The sequence below is a fragment of the Pantoea sp. EKM10T genome (assembly GCF_011800685.1).
GTDB lineage: Bacteria > Pseudomonadota > Gammaproteobacteria > Enterobacterales > Enterobacteriaceae > Pantoea > Pantoea agglomerans.
Map to the genome: position 1 here is coordinate 73737 of NZ_JAALEU010000004.1, position 19362 is coordinate 93098.

The window sequence follows — 19362 nt, forward strand, 5'->3', positions numbered from 1 at the left end:
GATCAGCCAGAAGCGCAGGGAACACGGTCAGAATAGGAAAGCGTCCCGCCGCCCGGATAAAAACGCCGGGAGCGTTTTTGAACAACGCAAAGCGTTGGCCCGGCTAAGGGCGCACCTCAGGGATGAGGTGCGTAATCGCGCGGGCCGAGCAGTCAGGGATGACGCTTTTGCGTCTTTCCGATCTGACCGTGTTCCCTTCGCAGGCTCGATCTAAAAGCCACCAAGGCTAAGTTGGTCAGCATTCTGAAACGAAACGGGCGCCTCAGGCGCCCGTTTTATTTTCACTGATATTACTGTCTGACAGTTTCAACCACATCAATCCAGCCGTGACCGGTGCTCACTTCGCTGCCGTGTAACCAGCGGCGCAGCATGTTCATCGCCATCATTGCCACCACCTTCTGCCGCGTCTCCAGATTATGGCGACCGGTACTGAACTTCACGCGCTGACCAAAACTGCCATCCGGCGTATGCAGCGCCACCGAAATCTCCTCCTGCTCCAGGCTGCCAACAGAGAGCGCCAGCGCGGCCTGCTGCTGTGCAGCAAGTTCGCGGGTGCGGATCACCTGCTGCTCCAGCGTCTCCTGCCGGGATGGCAGGATGTCAGCCCCACGTAGCGGCACGCTGGCGCCAGCCAACTGCCAGTAGAGCAGTCCGGCGGTGTATTGCTCACTGATTGCCAGCTGCTCACCGCGCTGCTCCAGCTCACGTGCCAGCAGCGCCGGTAAGCCTTCGGTGCCTTCGAAAATGGTGCACTCCGCCAGTTGCAGGCGCACCTGCTGCCACACCTGCTCCATCGCTACCCGCTGACTGGCCGGGCCGGTGAGCTTGATCTCAATGATCGGCATGGACGAGCGATATCCCATGACCACGCCTTCCGGCAGCGCCAGCGGCTCCAGTTCGGCGGCAATATCGCTTTCACCGCGACCAAAGGTGGTCAGCCGCAGACAAATCGGTGGCTCGGGCGGCGAAAATTTCGCTTTCAGACGGGGGATGATCTGCTGCTCCACCATCACTTTAAATTCAGACGGCACACCAGGCGTGAAGAACATCCAGCAGCGATTGAGTTGCAGGGCAAAGCCACAGGCGGTACCGACCGGATTATCAATCAGTTCCGCATTGGCCGGGATTTCCGCCTGCTTGCGATTGCTGGCCGCCATCACGCGTCCCCGGCTGGCGAACCAGGCTTCCATCTGTTCCAGCCACTCCTGCTGCACCTCAAGCTCAACGCCACAGGCTCTGGCGGCTGCCAGCGCACTGAGATCGTCACTGGTCGGCCCCAGACCGCCATTCACAATCAGCACATCTGCCTCATGGCTGCGCGCCTGTAGCGTGGCGATTAGCGATTCGAGTGAATCTCCTACCGTGGTACGGCTGGTCATAGGCAACCCTTGCTGGAACAACATATCCGCCAGCCAGGCTGCGTTGGTATCGACGATTTGGCCATGCAGCACCTCATCCCCGGTCGACAGCATCTCTACTCTAATCACGTTGAGTTCTCCTTTTCACGTTTGCTTTACTGTACGAACTCCTCCCGCCAGACACAATCGGCATCACCAGGGATTGTGACCACTGCGTCTCAGGCACGTTGCGCATAAAGATAGCGAGGGTGAAGCAGGAACAAGGGTGGTGAAGGTGTTCAGGGAGTTAAAAACCAATAAAAACGGCGGGATTGCCCCGCCGCTTTTTTACTACAGTTGTCTGCTACAACTGGGTCAGCGAATCGCGATTAACGACGCGCCAGCAGCAGACCGAGTACCAGACCGGCTGTTGCACCGATACCGACACCCTGCCACGGTTTTTCGTGCACGTAATCGTCTGCACGGTAAGCCGCTTGTTTAGCGCGATAGTAGTAGCTATCGGACGCCTGGCTGACACGAGATTTCACATCGTTCAGCGCCTGTTCGGCTTTGCTTTTAAGCTCAATGTACTTCTGATCGGCCGGATCGCCTGATGCCTTAAGGACTTCTTCCAGCGTTTCAGTCAGTAACGCAATATCGTCATCGAGGCCCGTTTCGAATTGATTTGTCTGATTTACCATCGTTTCCTCCGTGTGAATTGCAAAGCAGTTCATTAACTATAGTCATAATCTGGCGCTCTGCTGATTTCCTGCTCCAGGAATCACCTGATTTTTCATCTGTTAATCTTGCTCAGTGCAGGCTGTGCGCCGTTTCGCTACGCAAAGAAGTGTAAGACGCAGCGGCAACCGCGGAATTTCGCTTCGCTTCTTTGATTAATCTGATAAATTTTGTCGTGACTGAATTTTCCAGTAACCCTACTGTCGTACCCCTCTGTTGCCTGTGATTATCGGGCCATGAAAGTGCATTTTGCACGACAGTCACGACACCCTCGAACAGCTAAGGAATAATCTCTGGCATGAATCGAAGAATGTTTATGAAAGCGTCAATGGCCTTCTCCGCCGTCAGCGGCATGACCGGCCTGTCAACGCTGTTTGCGCAATCCGCATGGGCAGAAGATGGCATTGCTGACGGAACCGCCGTACGCTTCGATTTCGACGTATTGAAGAAAAACGCGGCTGCACTGGCGAAAAAACCCTGGGGCGGAGCACCGGGCGCGCTGCCGGAGACGCTGGCCACATTGACCCCGCAGGCGTACAACGAAATTCAGTACGACGCCAACCACTCACTCTGGAACAACCTGCCCGATCGTCAACTGGACGTTCAGTTCTTCCATGTCGGTATGGGCTTCAAGCGGCGCATCCGCATGTTCTCTGTTGACGGCGAGAGTCGCGAAGCGCGCGAAATTCACTTCCGTCCCGAATTGTTCAACTACAACGACGCCAAAGTTGATACGAAGCAGCTGGAGGGCAAAACTGACCTCGGCTTCGCCGGTTTCCGCGCCTTTAAAAAACCGGAACTGGCCCGTCGCGACATCGTCTCCTTCCTTGGCGCAAGCTACTTCCGTGCCGTTGACGATACTTTCCAGTACGGCCTCTCGGCGCGTGGCGTAGCGATCAACACCTTCAGCAATGGCCAGGAGGAGTTTCCCGATTTCACCGCCTTCTGGTTTGAAACGCCAAAAGCGGAAGATACCACCTTTACCTGCTACGCCCTGCTGGATGGTGCCAGCGTCACCGGTGCTTATAAATTCATCATCCATTGCGAAGAGAAACGCGTGGTGATGGAGGTGGAAAACCACCTGTTTGCCCGTAAAGAGATCCGTCAGATTGGCATCTCGCCAATGACCAGTATGTTCAGCTGCGGCACCAACGAACGCCGCATGTGTAACACTTACCATCCGCAGATCCATGACTCCGATCGTCTGGCGATGTGGACCGGTAAAGGCGAATGGATTGCCCGCCCGCTGAATAATCCTCAGCGTCTGCAGTTCAACGCCTATGAAGATGAGAATCCGCGTGGGTTTGGCCTGCTGCAGCTTAATCACGACTTCAAAGATTATCAGGATGTGATTGGCTGGTATGACAAACGTCCCAGCCTGTGGGTTGAGCCGGTCGGTAAGTGGGGCAAAGGCGCGATTAACCTGATGGAGATCCCGACCACGGGTGAAACGCTGGATAACGTGGTCTGCTTCTGGCAACCGGCTGAGCCGGTCAAAGCGGGCAGCGAGCTGAACTTCTCCTACAAGCTTTACTGGAGTGGTCTGCCGCCGGTGCGTAGCGGTCTGGCGCGCGTGGATGCAACCCGTACCGGTATCGGTGGTTTCCCGGAAGGCTGGGCGCCTGGCGAACACTTCCCGGAAACCTGGTGCCGCCGCTTCGCCATTGATTTTATTGGTGGCGATCTGCAGGCTGCTGCGCCGAAAGGGATTGAGCCGGTGATTACCGTTTCATCCGGTAGCGTGAAGCAGGTTGAGATTCTGTATGTCGATCCGCTTAAGGGCTATCGCATCCTGTTTGACTGGTATCCGAATAGCGATTCCACCGAGCCGGTAGAGATGCGTCTGTTCCTGCGCAGCAAAGATGAGACGCTGAGTGAAACCTGGCTCTATCAATATTTCCCGCCTGCGCCGGATCAGCGTAAATATGTCGATGACCGCCAGATGACGGTGGGTTGATGTAAAAAAGGCGAGGCTCAGGCCTCGCCTTTTTTATGGCGCGTTCTTCAGCATATCGACGTGAGGGATCCCATCTTCCAGGTAGTTCTCCCCCACCGCGACAAAGCCATGCTGCCCATAGAAACTTTCCAGATGCGCCTGCGCGGAGAGAAACAGATCGCGGCCCGGCCAGTGCTGCTGACAACTGTTGATTGCCTGCTCCATCAGACGATTCCCCAGCCGCGCACCACGAACCCGATCTGAAACAATCACCCGTCCGATTTTCACCGGGCTGGTCTCATCCTCCGGGGAGAGTAGTCGCGCATAGGCCACTAGTTGGTCATCCGCCATTCCCAGCAGATGCCGGTTTTCCGCCTGCAAATCTTTGCCATCCACATCAAGGTAAGCGCACTGCTGTTCCACCACAAACACGGCACTGCGCAACGCCAGCAGTGCATAGAGCTGTGAGGGGGTCAGTTCGCTATGGTGTTTATCCTGCCAGTTAAAGTCCATGGTATCTCCTTTAAACCACACACTCTACATCAGCGCGGTGTCGCCAGCACCTGCTGGTGACACTCTCTTACAGGCAAAAAAAAATCAGGCCCGGAGGCCTGATTCGTCAGTCGCAGCAACGCGCTTACATCAGCGGCTGAGCCATCTGCACCAGTCTGATCAGCGGCTGCGGGTAAACCCCTAACAGCAGCACCAGAATGGCAGAGATCAGTACCACCACACCACCGGCCGTAAATGCCCAGTTAGCCGGGGTATCACGGGTATGTAGTTCCGGCGGGCTGAGGTAGAGACTCACCGTCACGCGCAGATAGTAGTAGAGGCCAATCGCACTACCCGCGACTACAGCACCGGTCAGCCACCACAGGTGCGCACTGACGCCTGAAGCGATAACGTAGAATTTACCGATAAAGCCCAGCGTCATCGGGATACCCGCCAGTGACAGCATCATCACCGTCATCACCGCTGACAGAATAGGTCGATGCCAGAACAGACCGCGGTAGGAGTAGAGCGAGTCAGCATCCGGGCCACGATATGGGCTGGACATCAGACTCACCACACCAAAGGCACCCAGGCTGCTGAACAGATAACCGGCCAGGTAAACGCCAGAGGTTTCCAGCGACAGCTGATGATCTTTCACCGCAATCAGCGCCACCAGCAGATAACCGAGGTGGGCGATAGAGGAGTAACCCAGCAGACGCTTGATGTTGCTCTGCGAAATCGCCATCAGGTTACCGAACAGAATCGACACGAAGGCGATCATGGCCAGCACTGTGCGCACCGCTTCGCTGTCGGTCACCGGCGCGTACATAAACAGACGCATGATGACACCGAAGATAGCAATCTTGCTGGCGGTGGCCAGGAAGGTTGAAACCGGCGCAGGCGCACCCTGATAAACATCGGGGGTCCAGAGGTGGAACGGAACCAGTGAGAGCTTAAAGCCCAGACCGATAATCATCATACCCAGACCCACCAGCAGCAGTGGCTCGTGGATCATGCTGTCAGTCAGGCTCTGGCCCAGCGCCACAAAGCTCAGGTTACCGGAGTCGGCGTAGATCAGCGCAATACCAAACAGCAGGAACGACGAGGCCGCCGCCGAAAGAATGGTGTACTTCAGTGCGGCTTCCAGTGAACGTTTCTGGCGGAAGGCGTAGCCAATCAGACCAAACAGCGGCAGCGAAAGTAGCTCAATACCGATGAACAGCGAAGCCAGATGGTTAGCACTGGCCAGCACGATGCCACCTAGTGCTGCAATCAGCACCAGCAGGTAGAACTCATCTTTGTTGTCCGGGAAGCCTGCCAGCCATGGATAGGCAAAGGTACAGGTCGCCAGACTCGCCAGCATGACCAGCGCGGTATAGAACATCGAATAGCCATCGACGCGCAGCAGCGGCGTGACATCCATCGCCCCGACCTGACCGACAAAGTACAGCGAGAGCAGCGCCAGGTTCAGGCCAACTACCGTTAGCGTGGCGTTAACGAAGTGGTTGCGTCGCCAGGCAATGGACAGCATCACAACCACCACCGTCAATCCGACGATTAACAGCGGTAGCAACGCAATCAATTGGTGAGGAGTTATTGTCATGGCGAATTACGGCCTTGTAGTTGAAATTGAAGCGGTAAACCACTGCTGAATATTGCTCATGGCAGCGTGCGAAGTATCCAGAATCGGCTGTGGATAGACGCCCAGCAGCACCAGCAGCACCACCAGAACACCGATGGTCATAAACTCACGCGGTGACATGCCTGGCAGCGGATCTTTCGATTTCGCTTCGCCGTAATAAGCGCGCTGCATCATCACCAGCGAGTAAATCGAGGCAAACACCAGACCAAAGGTCGCGATGATGATAATCATCGGCACCACCTGGAAGCTGCCGGTCAGAATCATAAATTCGCCGACGAAGTTACCGGTGCCTGGCATACCGAGGTTGGCAACGGCAAAGAACAGCGACAGACCCGGAATCCATTTGATGCGCGACCACAGGCCACCCATCTGACGCATATCACGAGTATGCAGACGCTCATACAGCTGACCACACAGAATGAAGAGTGCTGCAGCGGAGAGACCGTGCGCAATCATCTGAATCACCGCGCCCTGCAGCGCCAGCTGGCTGCCGGTGTAGATGGCAATCAGCACAAAGCCCATGTGCGAAATCGAGGTGTAAGCAATCAGACGTTTGATATCAGTCTGCGAGAAGGCCATCCAGGCACCGTAGAAGATACCGATGATGCCCAACCACATGGCGATTGGCGCAAACTCGGCTGACGCATTCGGGAACAGCGGCAGACTGAAACGCAGTAAACCGTAAGCTGCGGTTTTCAGCAGGATACCCGCCAGGTCGACAGAACCAGCCGTTGGTGCCTGACTGTGCGCATCCGGCAGCCAGCCGTGCAACGGTACCACCGGCATCTTCACCGCAAAGGCGATAAAGAAGCCCAGCATCAGCAGATATTCAACACCGCTCGACATTGGGGTCTGCAGCAGCTGTTCGTAGTTGAATGTCCAGACGCCAGTCGCGTTGTAGTGGACAAACACCAGGCCCAGAATCGCAATCAGCATCACCAGACCTGAAGCCTGGGTGTAGATGAAGAATTTGGTCGCGGCGGAAATACGGGTTTTGCCGTCCGATGCTTTATGACCCCAGAGCGCGATGAGGAAGTACATCGGCACCAGCATCATTTCCCAGAAGAAGAAGAACAGGAACAGGTCGATGGAGAGGAAAACACCGATTACGCCGCCCAGGATCCACATCAGGTTCAGGTGGAAGAAGCCCTGATACTTTGAAATCTCATTCCAGGAACAGAGCACCGCCATCAGACCGAGCAGGCCGGTCAGCACCACCATCAGCAGCGACAGGCCATCAATGGCTAAATGGAAGCTGATGCCGAAGCGTGGGATCCACGGAACGGAGAAACTTGACTGCCACTGCGGAATGCCCGCTGCCTGCGTCAGTGAATAGCCTCCCTGCAACCAGAGTTGCAGTGAAAGCACCAACGTCAGCCCCATAGTGATCAGTGCGATCCAGCGTGGCACCTTCGCGCCAAGGCGCTCAGTGAGCCAGCAGATCAGACCACCGACGAAGGGTATGATAATTAGCCAAGGTAATAACACGGCACACTTCCCTTTTCTTTGTCTTAGTTCGGGCTATCTTACTTGCCATTTTGGCTCCCGGCAGTGCTCGCAATCCTCACATACCTCGGTATGCTCCGGTTGCTGTGCGCTGGCGGTAACCAAACTGGCCGCGACGATAACGCCCTTGCTCAGGACAATTTTTGACATTCTCAATGGGCAGATTAGCTAACCTGCCCCGCTCATCAATCTTTAAATCACCAGCAGCAGAGCCAGCACCAGCACGGCGCCCACACTCATTGACGCAACGTACCAGCGCAGGTAGCCATTCTCACTGACTACCAGGCCTTTGTTGGCAATACGTGACAGCAGCGCAGGCAGGTTCATCAGGCCATTCAGTGGGTCGCGCTTCAGCAGCCACGCAATACCCAGATAAGGTTTGACGAACACTTTATCGTAGAGCCAGTCGAAGCCCCAGGCCGCAAACCACCAGGTGCCGAAGAAACGGCCTGGTGCACTGTTTGCGATACGGGTAACCAGCTCACGTTTGCCCAGCCACAGCGCGGCAGCGATCAGAATGCCGACAATCGCTACAACGCCCGAGGTGATTTCAAGTCCCACTTTGCCCGCTTCACCGAACTCATTGGCTGGCAGTACACCTGCCAGCGGCGGCGTGATCAGCGCACCAATAAAGGTGGAGAGCAGCAGCAGCACAATCAGCGGCAGATGATGGGTAATGCCCTTACCGGCGTGCGCATGAATTTTCTCTTCGCCGTGGAACACGATGAAGATCATACGGAAGGTATAGATAGAGGTCAGGAACGCCCCCACCAGACCCGCAACCATCAGGTTGATGTGACCGTTAGCCAGTGCGCCAAACAGGATCTCATCTTTACTGTAGAAGCCCGCCGTAATCAGCGGCAGTGCCGCCAGCGCCGCGCCGCCCACCAGGAAGCAGGTGTAGACCAGCGGAATGCTCTTACGCAGGCCACCCATTTTGAAAATGTTCTGCTCGTGATGGCAGGCCAGAATCACTGAACCCGAAGAGAGGAACAGCAACGCTTTAAAGAAGGCGTGCGTCATCAGATGGAAAATCGCCGCATCCCACGCCTGAACACCCAGCGCCAGGAACATGTAGCCAATCTGGCTCATGGTGGAGTAAGCGAGAACACGTTTGATGTCGGTCTGTACCAGCGCGGCAAAGCCTGCCAGCACCAGGGTTATCGCCCCGATAATCCCGACCAGATGCAGCACTTCCGGCGTCAGCAGGAAGAGACCGTGGCTACGGGCAATCAGGTAGACACCTGCTGTCACCATGGTCGCGGCGTGGATCAGTGCCGAAACCGGTGTCGGACCAGCCATCGCATCTGCCAGCCAGGTCTGTAACGGCAGCTGAGCCGATTTACCGACCGCGCCACCCAGCAGCATCAGCGTTGCCCACTGCAGCATATGGTTATCTGCGGCAAAGTGCGCAGGAGCCAGCTCCATCATCTCGCGGAAGTTCAGCGTGCCCAGCTCGTTGTAGAGGATGAACAGACCAAATGCCAGGAAGACGTCGCCCACGCGGGTGATGATAAATGCTTTCATCGCCGCTTTGCCGTTTTCCGGATTGCTGTAGTAGAAACCGATCAGCAGATAAGAGCAGAGGCCTACCCCTTCCCAGCCCAGATACATCAGCATCAGGTTATCGGCCAGCACCAGAACAACCATGCTGGCGATAAACAGGTTGGTATAGGCGAAGAAGCGGGAGTAGCCCTCTTCTCCACGCATGTACCAGGAGGCGAACATGTGAATGAAGAAACCGACACCGGTCACGACAGACAGCATGGTCAGCGACAGGCCATCCAGCGTCAGGTTCACCTTCATGTCGAAGTTGCCGACATGCATCCAGGTCCAGAGCGCCTGCGTGTAGGCTTGCTGACCGTTAGCGAAGAAGTCAAAACCGACCATCGCCGTGGTCAGGGCCGCCAGACCCACCGATCCCATACCAATCGTGGCCGACAGGTTCTCTGACCAGCGACCGCGCGAAAACGCTAACAGCAGAAAGCCGATCAGCGGAAACAAGACAGTTAAATAGAGAAGATTCATCCGCGCATCTCGCTCACAGTATCAATGTTCAGCGTCTGACGACGACGATAGAGCTGAAGCAGCAGTGCCAGACCAATACTGGCTTCCGCTGCCGCCAGGCTGATCGCCAGGATATACATCACCTGTCCATCGGCCTGACCCCAATAGCTCCCGGCAACCACCAGGGCTAAGGCGGCGGCGTTGATCATGATTTCAAGGCCGATCAGCATAAACAGCAGATTGCGGCGTATTACCAGCGACGTCAGTCCAAGGACAAACAGCACGGCAGCAAGAATCAATCCATGTTGTAACGGGATCATGCGTTCTCCTTTTTCACCTGAGCGGCGTCAGCATTACGGTTACTCAGGACTTCGCCCTGACGCTCTTCACGACCGATATGGAACGCCACGACCAGACCAGCCAGCAGCAGCATTGAGGCCAGTTCAACCGCCAGTACGTAAGGACCAAACAGGCTGATGCCGACCGCTTTGGCGTCGATGATGGTGCCATCGATGCCCTGATCGTTGGCGGTCAGGATGGCGTAGACCATTACGACCAGCAGCAGCAACGAGACGATACCCGGACCAATCCACAGTGACGGGCTGAGCCACTCACGCTCCTGCTTCTCGGTCTGTTTGCCCAGGTTCAGCATCATGACCACGAAGACGAACAGCACCATAATGGCACCGGCGTAAACGATGATCTCCAGCGCACCGGCAAAATAGGCTCCCATAGAGAAGAAGACGCCCGCGATCGATAACAGCGAAACGATCAGGTACAGCAACGCATGTACCGGATTAGTGTGGGTAATGACGCGCAACGTCGTCAGCACCGCCACCAGCCCGCAAAGATAAAACGCAAATTCCATGCCTTGCTCCTTAAGGTAATAAGCCTTTGACGTCGATAGGCTTCGCTTCGTTTTCTGCTTCGCCCTTATCTTTACCGTCAATCGCCATACCTGCCATGCGGTAGAAGTTGTACTCCGGATATTTACCCGGCCCCGAAATCAGCAGATCGTCCTTCTCATACACCAGATCCTGACGCTTAAACTCACCCAGTTCGAAATCGGGGGTCAGCTGAATCGCCGTGGTTGGACAGGCTTCCTCACACATGCCGCAGAAGATGCAGCGTGAGAAGTTGATACGGAAGAACTCCGGGTACCAGCGGCCATCTTTGGTTTCAGCTTTCTGCAGCGAGATACAGCCAACCGGGCAGGCAACCGCACACAGGTTACAGGCGACGCAACGCTCCTGACCATCCGGATCGCGGGTTAACACGATACGGCCACGATAGCGTGGTGGCAGATAAACCGGCTCTTCCGGATACATCTGAGTTTCACGTTTGGCAAAGGCGTGCAGCCCGATCAGCCAGATACTGCGAACTGTCGTGCCAAAGCCTACGACAATATCTTTCAAAGTCATTTGTTAACCCCTTACGGCGCTGTGTAGAGAATCACTGCGGCAGTCGCCAGCAGGTTCAACAGCGTCAACGGCAGACACACTTTCCAGCCGAATGACAGCACCTGGTCGTAGCGTGGGCGCGGAAGCGCAGCACGAATCAGGATGAACATCATCATAAAGAACGCCGTTTTCAGGGCGAACCAGATGAACGGCGGCAGGAATGGGCCGTGCCAGCCACCAAAGAACAGCGTCACAATCAGCGCTGAAACGGTGGTGATCGCCACATATTCGCCGACAAAGAACAGGCCGAACTTCATACCGGCATATTCGATGTGATAACCGTCCGCCAGTTCCTGCTCCGCTTCTGGCTGGTCAAACGGATGACGGTGACACACCGCCACGCCAGCAATACAGAAGGTTACGAAACCGAAGAACTGCGGAATGATGTTCCACAGGTGCGTCTGGCTGTTGACGATATCGTTCATATTGAACGAGCCCGCCTGCGCTACCACACCCATCAGCGACAGACCCAGGAACACTTCGTAGCTCAGGGTCTGCGCCGAGGCGCGCATCGCGCCCAGCAGCGAGTATTTATTATTACTCGACCAGCCGGCAAACAGCACCGCGTAGACCGCAAGGCCCGCCATCATCAGGAAGAACAGCAGACCGATATTCAGGTCTGTCACCATCCAGGTTGGCGAAACCGGCACGATAGCAAAGGCCAGCAGCAGTGAAACAAAGGCGATAACCGGCGCAAGGGTAAAGATAAAGCGGTCGGTAAACGGCGGAACCCAGTCCTCTTTAAAGAACATTTTGATCATGTCCGCTACCAGCTGGAGCGAGCCGCCCCAGCCTACGCGGTTTGGTCCGTAACGGTTCTGGAACAGGCCGAGCAGACGACGCTCGGCGAAGCTCATGAACGCGCCGCAGGCCACAACCACCAGCAGAATCACGATGGCTTTAACAATGGCCAGCAGAATGTCGATAACGTCCGGTGTTAACCAGCTCATTGCGCCGCCTCCTGCAGAGTGTCGATTTTACCGTTCGCCAGGAATGGCGGAACGCCCGGCATGCCCAGCGGCAGACCAATCTGTCCCGCCTGCAGTGACGCCGAGAAACGGACCGGCAGACGCACTGTCTCACCGGCACAGATGAACTCAACCGCCGCGCCATTGTTGACGCCCAGCTTCGCTGCATCTTCCGGGTTAATCACCAGGGCAGGCGGTGCCATACGCTGCTGGAAGACCGGTGAACGCTGTGACATCTCTTCACTACCAAACAGCTGGTAGAGAGGGGCCACGCGCCACTGCGCTTCACTGACGAATGCCGCCGGAACGTTGCTGAACCAGGGCAGACTGGCTGCGCTGGCTTCAAACAGCCGTACACCCGGATCGCCATTACGCAGTTTGCCGCCCACTTCAACCTGGAACTTGTTCCACGCCTGTGGTGAGTTCCAGCCCGGTGCCCAGGCAAACGGAATCTGCGAACGCGGTGCGCCTGGCTGGTTGTTCCCTTCCATTGAGAAGGCGAACATCGTGTCCTGATCCTGCGGCTGACGCGGTTCGTGCACGCTGATATTGGCGCGCGCCGCGGTACGGCCACTGGCACGGTGCGGTGAACGCGACAGTTTCTGTCCACGAATACGGAAGCTGGCATCCGGTGCCGCATCTTTGATTCCGGCCAGCTGTGGCAGATGACTCACCACCGCATCGATCACGTGGTCCAGCTGCGTCCAGTCGACGTGACGGCTTTCCAGCGTGCTGTGCAGCGAATGCAGCCAGCGCCAGCTCTCCAGCATCACTACGTTGTTGTCATAGTAAGAAGGATCGTAAACCTGGAAGAAACGCTGTGCGCGGCCTTCATGGTTGATCGAGGTGCCATCACTTTCGGCGAAGCTGGCGGTTGATAACACCAGACCCGCTTTCTCCAGCGTCGCGGTGCGCTGATGATCAACCACAATCACGTTAGTGGTCTGGGCCAGCGCCGCATCAACAAGCGCTTTCGGTGCATGGCGATAGAGGTCATTTTCCAGTACCACCAGCGCATCGGCTTCACCGTTGCTCAGTTGCTCCAGCGCGCTTTCCAGAGGATTGCCGCCCATCAGGCCAAGACCCACGCTGTTGGCGTGTCCCGCCAGCAGCGTAATCCCGACGTCGGCACCGCGCGCTTTGAGCGCTTTGGCCACGTTGGCAGCCGCTTCGATCATCGCGCTGCTGCCGGAATGGGTCCCGGAAATAATTAACGGTTTTTTCGCGCCGGCCAGCGCCTGCACGATGACATCCATTTTGCCGTTCAGTTTGCTGTCGAAATCGGTCACCGCCGGAGCGGTTTCATCCAGCGCACTGGCGATAGCGAAACCGAGACGCGCCTGATCTTCAACCGGTGCGCGATAGCTCCATGCCGCGATATCATCCAGACGGGTTTCATCGACGTTGGTGATAAACAGCGGATGTTTCGCATTCTGTCCGATGTTCAGGATCGCGGCGATCTGCCAGTCTGCTACTTTCTGAGCGGCAGCCATGTCGCGCGCTTTGCCTTTCACGGCCTGACGCACTGACAGCGCCACGCGTGCGCCCACCTGGGTCAGATCTTCGCCCAGCACCAGCACCGCATCGTAGCTTTCAATTTCACGCAGCGATGGCGTATAGATACCGCCCTCACGCAGAATTTTCAGCATCAGTTCAAGCCGGGCCTGCTCGCCCGCTGGCATGCCGGTAGAGAAGTTCTCTGCACCGACCAGTTCACGCAGCGCGAAGTTACTTTCAATGCTGGCGCGCGGCGAGCCGATACCGATCACTTTTTTCGCCTGACGCAGCAAATCTGCACCGGCATTGACCGCCTGCTCTGCGTTCAGCGTCACCCAGTCGTTGCCGCGCAGCAGCATCGGCTGGCGTGGGCGATCTTTACGGTTCACGTAGCCATAGCCAAAGCGGCCACGGTCACACAGGAAATAGTGGTTTACGGTGCCGTTATAACGGTTTTCGATACGGCGTAACTCACCATAACGCTCACCCGGGCTGGTGTTACAGCCCACACTGCACTGCTGGCAGATGCTCGGCGCAAACTGCATATCCCATTTACGGTTATAGCGTTCGGAGTGCGTTTTATCGGTGAAGACGCCGGTCGGGCAGATTTCAACCAGGTTACCGGAGAATTCGCTCTCCAGCGTGCCATCTTCCGGACGACCGAAGTAGACGTTGTCGTGTGCGCCGTAGACACCCAGATCCTTGCCATCGGCATAATCTTTGTAGTAACGCACGCAGCGGTAACAGGCGATACAGCGGTTCATCTCATGGGAGATGAACGGGCCGAGATCCTGATTACGGTGGGTACGTTTGGTGAAGCGATAGCGGCGGAAGCTGTGGCCGGTCATTACTGTCATATCCTGCAGGTGACAGTTACCGCCCTCTTCACACACCGGACAGTCGTGTGGGTGGTTGGTCATCAGCCACTCCACCACGCTTTCGCGGAACTCTTTCGCTTCGCCATCATCGATGGAGATGAATGTGCCGTCAGAGGCCGGCGTCATGCAGGACATGACAAGACGGCCGCGGGTATCTTCGGCATTCTGGAATTGCTTTACCGCACACTGGCGGCAGGCCCCAACGCTTCCCAGCGCCGGATGCCAGCAAAAGTAAGGAATATCAAGGCCCAGAGAGAGACATGCCTGTAGCAGGTTGTCCGCTCCGTTCACATCATACTCTTTACCGTCTACATGAATTGTAGCCATAGTGACATGCTTCCGTAAGGCTCGTCAGAGACGAGCGTTAATCATATTCTTGCCCCGACGCACGACATTGTCGGGGCGGCGGCACCAGGCCTGTTCCGTGTTCTTCGGCGAATTACCAGCGCGCTTTCAGCAGGTTTGGCTGGATCCCGCCAATGGCGCGGGTATTGCCAAACACCTGCGGTGCCATGCCGGCTTCAAACTCTTCACGGAAATATTTAATCGCACTCTGCAGTGGCTCAACCGCACCCGGCGCGTGCGCACAGAAGGTTTTACCCGGGCCAAGCTGACGGCAGAGTTGCAGTAAGGTTTCGATATCGCCTGGCTGACCCTGCTTCTGCTCCAGCGCACGCAGAATTTTGACGCTCCACGGCAGGCCATCGCGACACGGTGTACACCAGCCGCACGACTCACGGGCAAAGAACTCTTCCAGGTTACGCACCAGCGAGACCATGTTGATCTCGTGATCGACCGCCATCGCCAGCGCCGTACCCAGACGACTGCCCGCTTTGCCGATGCTGGCAAACTCCATGGGCAGATCCAGGTGCTGGTCGGTCAGGAAGTCAGTCCCTGCCCCGCCGGGCTGCCAGGCTTTGAACTTCAGTCCGTCACGCATACCGCCCGCATAATCCTCAAGGATTTCACGTGCGGTGATACCAAATGGCAGCTCCCAGACGCCGGGATTTTTAACCCGTCCGGAGAACCCCATCATTTTGGTACCGGCATCTTCGCTTTTAGAGATGTTTTTGTACCACTCCACGCCGTTGGCCAGAATCGCCGGAACGTTGGAGAGGGTTTCCACGTTGTTCACGCAGGTCGGTTTGCCCCACGCGCCCGCACTCGCCGGGAATGGCGGTTTCGAACGCGGATTGGCACGACGGCCTTCCAGTGAGTTAATCAGTGCCGTCTCTTCGCCGCAGATATAACGACCTGCGCCGGTGTGGACAATCAACTCAAAGTCAAAGCCGGTACCGAGAATATTTTTACCGATATAGCCCGCTTCCGTCGCTTCAGCAATCGCACGACGCAGATGCACCGCGGCTTCAATGTATTCGCCACGTAAGAAGATATAGCCACGGTAAGCCTTCAGCGCAAAGGCGCTGATCAGCATTCCTTCCACCAGCTGGTGAGGCATCTGCTCCATCAGAAGGCGGTCTTTATAGGTGCCCGGCTCCATCTCATCGGCGTTACACAGCAGGTAACGGATGTTCATCGACTCATCTTTCGGCATCAGGCTCCACTTCAGCCCGGTGGAGAAGCCCGCACCGCCGCGCCCTTTCAGGCCTGAATCTTTGACTGCCGCAACGATTTCATCCTGCGACATGCTTTTCAGCGCTTTTTCCGCACCGGCATAGCCGTTTTTACTGCGATATTCGTCAAGCCAGACAGGTTGCTTGTCGTCACGCATCCGCCAGGTCAGCGGATGAGTTTCTGCAGTGCGAATGATCTGTTTAATTGTCATTGATACTGCTCCAGCAAACCAGGGATGCCTTCCGGCGTCAGATGCACATGCGTGTCTTCATCCACCATCATCGTTGGCCCCTTATCGCAGTTACCCAGACAGCAGGTTGGCAGCAGTGTAAAGCGGCCATCGGCAGTGGTCTGACCCGGTTTGATATTCAGTTGCTGTTCCAGTGCTGACTGGATGCCCTGATAACCGGTGATATGACAGACCACGCTGTCACAGTAACGGATCACATGACGGCCAACCGGCTGACGGAAGATCTGGCTGTAAAATGTCGCCACACCTTCAACATCACTCGCCGGGATACCCAGAACCTCGGCAATCGCATTGATAGCGCCGTCCGGCACCCATCCGCGCTGTTTCTGCACGATCTTCAGCGCTTCAATGGAGGCTGCACGCGCATCTTCATAGTGGTGTTTTTCGTGCTCAATGGCGTGATGCTCTTCCGCGCTCAGCACGAAGACCTCGTTAGGGTCGATCGTTTTAATGGCAATGTGTTGATCGTGCATAATTAGCGGTCCACGTCTGACATAACAAAATCGATACTACCCAGATATACGATCAGGTCGGATACCAGGCTGCCACGGATTACTGAAGGAATCTGCTGCAGATGCGGGAAGCTCGGCGTACGCACGCGGGTGCGGTAGCTCATGGTGCTGCCATCGCTGGTCAGGTAGTAGCTGTTGATCCCTTTCGTCGCTTCAATCATCTGGAACGACTCATTGGCTGGCATCACCGGCCCCCACGAAACCTGCAGGAAGTGCGTGATCAGCGTTTCAATGTGCTGCAGCGTGCGCTCTTTCGGTGGCGGCGTGGTCAGCGGATGATCCGCTTTAAACGGACCCTCTGGCATGTTGTTGAGACACTGCTCAAGAATGCGCAGCGACTGCCACATCTCTTCCATTTTCAGCATGACGCGGCTGTAAGCATCGCTGATGCCGTCGCCGACCGGGATTTCAAAATCGAAGTTTTCGTAGCCGGAGTAGGGACGCCATTTACGTACGTCAAAGTCGAGACCGGTAGCACGCAGACCAGCACCGGTAGTGCCCCACGCCAGCGCCTCTTCCATGTTGTAAGCAGCAACGCCTTTGGAACGGCCAATCAGTACGCTGTTGCGCAGTGCCGCTTTGTCATACTCTTTAAGACGTTTTGGCATCCAGTCGAGGAAGTCACGCAGCAGACGTTCCCAGCCTCGCGGCAGGTCATGCGCGACACCACCGATGCGGAACCACGCCGGGTGCATACGGAAACCGGTAATCGCCTCAACCACGTCATAGATTTTCTGACGGTCGGTAAAGGCAAAGAACACCGGCGTCATGGCCCCGACGTCCTGAATAAAGGTGGAGATATAGAGCAGGTGGCTGTTGATGCGGAACAGCTCAGAGAGCATCACGCGGATCACATTAACGCGATCGGGCACCACGATACCGGCCAGTTTCTCCACCGCCAGTACGTACGGCATTTCGTTTACGCAGCCGCCGAGGTACTCGATGCGGTCAGTGTAAGGAATGTAGCTGTGCCACGACTGACGCTCGCCCATCTTTTCGGCACCACGGTGGTGATAGCCGATGTCAGGCACGCAGTCGACAATCTCTTCACCATCCAGCTGCAGAATGATGCGGAATGCCCCGTGCGCCGACGGGTGGTTAGGCCCGAGGTTCAGGAACATGAAGTCTTCGTTGGTGGTGCTGCGCTTCATGCCCCAGTCTTCAGGCTTAAAGGTCAGCGCTTCCATCTCCAGATCTTCTTTCTGCTTGGTCAGCGTAAACGGATCGAATTCGGTGGCGCGCGCCGGGTAATCTTTACGCAGCGGATGGCCTTCCCAGGTCGACGGCATCATGATGCGCGTCAGATGCGGGTGACCATCAAAGGTGATACCAAACATCTCCCAGGTTTCACGCTCATACCAGTTGGCATTCGGGAAAAGGCGGGTGATGGTCGGCAGATGCATATCGTTTTCAGAGAGTGCCACCTTGAGCATGATGTCGCGGTTGCGTTCAATCGACAGCAGGTGGTAGAAAACGGAAAAATCCGCCGCAGGCAGGCCTGCACGGTGGGTACGTAAACGCTCATCCACGCCATGCAGGTCATAAAGCATGACGTAAGGCTTGGGTAATTTACGCAGGAACTCGATAATTTCCAGTATCTGTTCACGCTTCACCCACACCACCGGAATACCGGTACGGGTTGGCTGAACAGTGAAGGCATCCGGCCCAAAACGGTTACGCAACTCGCCGATCACCGGGTCATCAAGGTGATCACGGGTTTGCCATGAAGGCTGAGCGAGATCTTGCGTGGTCAAATCTGTCATACGTTACTCACCATTCCGGCCTGGTCTCAGGCACTCAAATGAAGGCGTCAGGATGGGGCCATGCATTAAATTGTGATGTTCTGCTGCAGGCGCTGTTTTCCATCCATACGGTTTTAAACTTCGTCCGGGCTGCGCAGGTTTGTGACTGCAATGCGCTCGCCGCGTTTTCTTTCACGCTCAGATGGCATGTTGGCGCGATAAACGCCCTGATCGCCAACCACCCACGAGAGCGGACGGCGCTCTTTGCCGATCGACTCCTGCAACAGCAGCAGTGCCTGCATATACGCTTCAGGACGTGGCGGACAGCCAGGAATATAAACATCGACCGGCAGGAATTTATCGACACCCTGCACCACGGAATAGATGTCATACATGCCGCCAGAGTTGGCGCAGGCACCCATGGAAATCACCCATTTGGGTTCCAGCATCTGATCGTACAAACGCTGAATAACCGGGGCCATTTTGGTGAACGGCGTACCGGCAATGACCATGAAATCGGCCTGACGTGGCGAAGCGCGCATAACTTCGGCGCCAAAACGTGCCACGTCGTGGACCGCGGTGAACGATGTTGTCATCTCAACGTAACAACAGGACAGGCCAAAGTTATAAGGCCAGAGGGAGTTTTTACGCCCCCAGTTCACCATGTCATGCAGGGCATTTTCGAGTTTGCCCATATAAACGCTGCGATGAACGTGCTGCTCCAGCGGATCGCTGACGATTTCCTGCTTTTGCAGAGGATAACGGTCGTTCTCACCACCGTTCGGGTCTATGCGGGTGAGCGTATAGTCCATCTTATTGCCT

The 19362-nt window shown here is 56.2% G+C and carries 16 protein-coding genes; 1 reads left to right on the forward strand and 15 read right to left on the reverse strand.

Features of this window, described 5'->3' with window-relative positions; all coding sequences use genetic code 11:
- Positions 1-290 precede the first annotated feature (290 nt).
- Both HFD95_RS09265 and elaB read right to left on the reverse strand, forming a co-directional pair.
- Positions 291-1487: a nicotinamide mononucleotide deamidase-related protein YfaY gene (locus HFD95_RS09265; RefSeq protein ID WP_010671458.1), complete on the reverse strand. Its 1197-nt coding sequence runs from the start codon at positions 1485-1487 to the stop codon at positions 291-293.
- 239 nt (positions 1488-1726) lie between these two features.
- Positions 1727-2038: a stress response protein ElaB gene (gene elaB / locus HFD95_RS09270; protein ID WP_010258091.1), complete on the reverse strand. Its 312-nt coding sequence runs from the start codon at positions 2036-2038 to the stop codon at positions 1727-1729.
- Positions 2039-2373: 335 nt separating this feature from the next.
- Between elaB and HFD95_RS09275 the strand changes: the two genes are divergently transcribed.
- Complete coding sequence (locus HFD95_RS09275) at positions 2374-4032, forward strand: glucan biosynthesis protein D (RefSeq protein WP_029519710.1); 1659 nt, start codon at positions 2374-2376, stop codon at positions 4030-4032.
- A 33-nt stretch (positions 4033-4065) separates the two neighbouring features.
- Here the strand turns inward: HFD95_RS09275 and HFD95_RS09280 are convergent, their stop codons facing one another.
- The 13 genes from HFD95_RS09280 to HFD95_RS09340 form a co-directional block, all read right to left on the reverse strand.
- Positions 4066-4524: a GNAT family N-acetyltransferase gene (locus tag HFD95_RS09280; protein WP_167430166.1), complete on the reverse strand. Its 459-nt coding sequence runs from the start codon at positions 4522-4524 to the stop codon at positions 4066-4068.
- Positions 4525-4648: 124 nt separating this feature from the next.
- Positions 4649-6106 carry an NADH-quinone oxidoreductase subunit NuoN gene (nuoN, locus tag HFD95_RS09285; protein WP_010258083.1) on the reverse strand — a complete coding sequence of 486 codons (1458 nt, stop codon included), beginning with the start codon at positions 6104-6106 and terminating at the stop codon, positions 4649-4651.
- A 6-nt stretch (positions 6107-6112) separates the two neighbouring features.
- Complete coding sequence (gene nuoM / locus HFD95_RS09290) at positions 6113-7633, reverse strand: NADH-quinone oxidoreductase subunit M (protein ID WP_167430167.1); 1521 nt, start codon at positions 7631-7633, stop codon at positions 6113-6115.
- Between the two features lie 210 nt (positions 7634-7843).
- Positions 7844-9679 carry an NADH-quinone oxidoreductase subunit L gene (nuoL, locus tag HFD95_RS09295; protein ID WP_010258078.1) on the reverse strand — a complete coding sequence of 612 codons (1836 nt, stop codon included), beginning with the start codon at positions 9677-9679 and terminating at the stop codon, positions 7844-7846.
- The gene (nuoK, locus tag HFD95_RS09300) at positions 9676-9978 is read right to left on the reverse strand and encodes an NADH-quinone oxidoreductase subunit NuoK (protein WP_003854236.1); all 303 of its coding nucleotides are present in this window, start codon (positions 9976-9978) and stop codon (positions 9676-9678) included. Before nuoK ends, nuoL begins: the two co-directional genes overlap by 4 nt.
- Complete coding sequence (gene nuoJ / locus HFD95_RS09305; protein WP_010258075.1) at positions 9975-10526, reverse strand: NADH-quinone oxidoreductase subunit J; 552 nt, start codon at positions 10524-10526, stop codon at positions 9975-9977. The genes nuoK and nuoJ overlap by 4 nt, the downstream gene beginning before the upstream one ends.
- A 10-nt stretch (positions 10527-10536) precedes the next feature.
- The gene (nuoI, locus tag HFD95_RS09310; RefSeq protein WP_003854239.1) at positions 10537-11079 is read right to left on the reverse strand and encodes an NADH-quinone oxidoreductase subunit NuoI; all 543 of its coding nucleotides are present in this window, start codon (positions 11077-11079) and stop codon (positions 10537-10539) included.
- Positions 11080-11090: 11 nt separating this feature from the next.
- Positions 11091-12068: an NADH-quinone oxidoreductase subunit NuoH gene (nuoH, locus tag HFD95_RS09315; RefSeq protein WP_003854240.1), complete on the reverse strand. Its 978-nt coding sequence runs from the start codon at positions 12066-12068 to the stop codon at positions 11091-11093.
- Positions 12065-14788: an NADH-quinone oxidoreductase subunit NuoG gene (nuoG, locus tag HFD95_RS09320; RefSeq protein WP_022625073.1), complete on the reverse strand. Its 2724-nt coding sequence runs from the start codon at positions 14786-14788 to the stop codon at positions 12065-12067. The genes nuoH and nuoG overlap by 4 nt, the downstream gene beginning before the upstream one ends.
- Positions 14789-14900: 112 nt before the next feature.
- Positions 14901-16241 (reverse strand): NADH-quinone oxidoreductase subunit NuoF, encoded by a 1341-nt coding sequence (nuoF, locus tag HFD95_RS09325; RefSeq protein WP_029519446.1) that lies wholly within the window; start codon positions 16239-16241, stop codon positions 14901-14903.
- Between the two features lie 2 nt (positions 16242-16243).
- Positions 16244-16759 (reverse strand): NADH-quinone oxidoreductase subunit NuoE, encoded by a 516-nt coding sequence (gene nuoE, locus HFD95_RS09330; protein WP_010258066.1) that lies wholly within the window; start codon positions 16757-16759, stop codon positions 16244-16246.
- 2 nt (positions 16760-16761) lie between these two features.
- A complete protein-coding gene (gene nuoC / locus HFD95_RS09335; protein WP_010258063.1) occupies positions 16762-18561 on the reverse strand; it encodes an NADH-quinone oxidoreductase subunit C/D in 1800 nt (599 codons plus the stop codon).
- A 113-nt stretch (positions 18562-18674) separates the two neighbouring features.
- Positions 18675-19352 (reverse strand): NADH-quinone oxidoreductase subunit B family protein, encoded by a 678-nt coding sequence (locus tag HFD95_RS09340; protein ID WP_003854245.1) that lies wholly within the window; start codon positions 19350-19352, stop codon positions 18675-18677.
- Between the last annotated feature and the right edge of the window lie 10 nt (positions 19353-19362).

Coding starts and splice junctions, on each gene's coding strand:
- elaB (WP_010258091.1), bottom strand. CDS start 2,038: ATGGTAAATCAGACAAATCAATTCGAAACGGGCCTCGATGACGATATT.
- HFD95_RS09275 (WP_029519710.1), top strand. CDS start 2,374: ATGAATCGAAGAATGTTTATGAAAGCGTCAATGGCCTTCTCCGCCGTC.
- HFD95_RS09280 (WP_167430166.1), bottom strand. CDS start 4,524: ATGGACTTTAACTGGCAGGATAAACACCATAGCGAACTGACCCCCTCA.
- nuoN (WP_010258083.1), bottom strand. CDS start 6,106: ATGACAATAACTCCTCACCAATTGATTGCGTTGCTACCGCTGTTAATC.
- nuoL (WP_010258078.1), bottom strand. CDS start 9,679: ATGAATCTTCTCTATTTAACTGTCTTGTTTCCGCTGATCGGCTTTCTG.
- nuoK (WP_003854236.1), bottom strand. CDS start 9,978: ATGATCCCGTTACAACATGGATTGATTCTTGCTGCCGTGCTGTTTGTC.
- nuoJ (WP_010258075.1), bottom strand. CDS start 10,526: ATGGAATTTGCGTTTTATCTTTGCGGGCTGGTGGCGGTGCTGACGACG.
- nuoI (WP_003854239.1), bottom strand. CDS start 11,079: ATGACTTTGAAAGATATTGTCGTAGGCTTTGGCACGACAGTTCGCAGT.
- nuoH (WP_003854240.1), bottom strand. CDS start 12,068: ATGAGCTGGTTAACACCGGACGTTATCGACATTCTGCTGGCCATTGTT.
- nuoG (WP_022625073.1), bottom strand. CDS start 14,788: ATGGCTACAATTCATGTAGACGGTAAAGAGTATGATGTGAACGGAGCG.
- nuoE (WP_010258066.1), bottom strand. CDS start 16,759: ATGCACGATCAACACATTGCCATTAAAACGATCGACCCTAACGAGGTC.
- nuoC (WP_010258063.1), bottom strand. CDS start 18,561: ATGACAGATTTGACCACGCAAGATCTCGCTCAGCCTTCATGGCAAACC.
- HFD95_RS09340 (WP_003854245.1), bottom strand. CDS start 19,352: ATGGACTATACGCTCACCCGCATAGACCCGAACGGTGGTGAGAACGAC.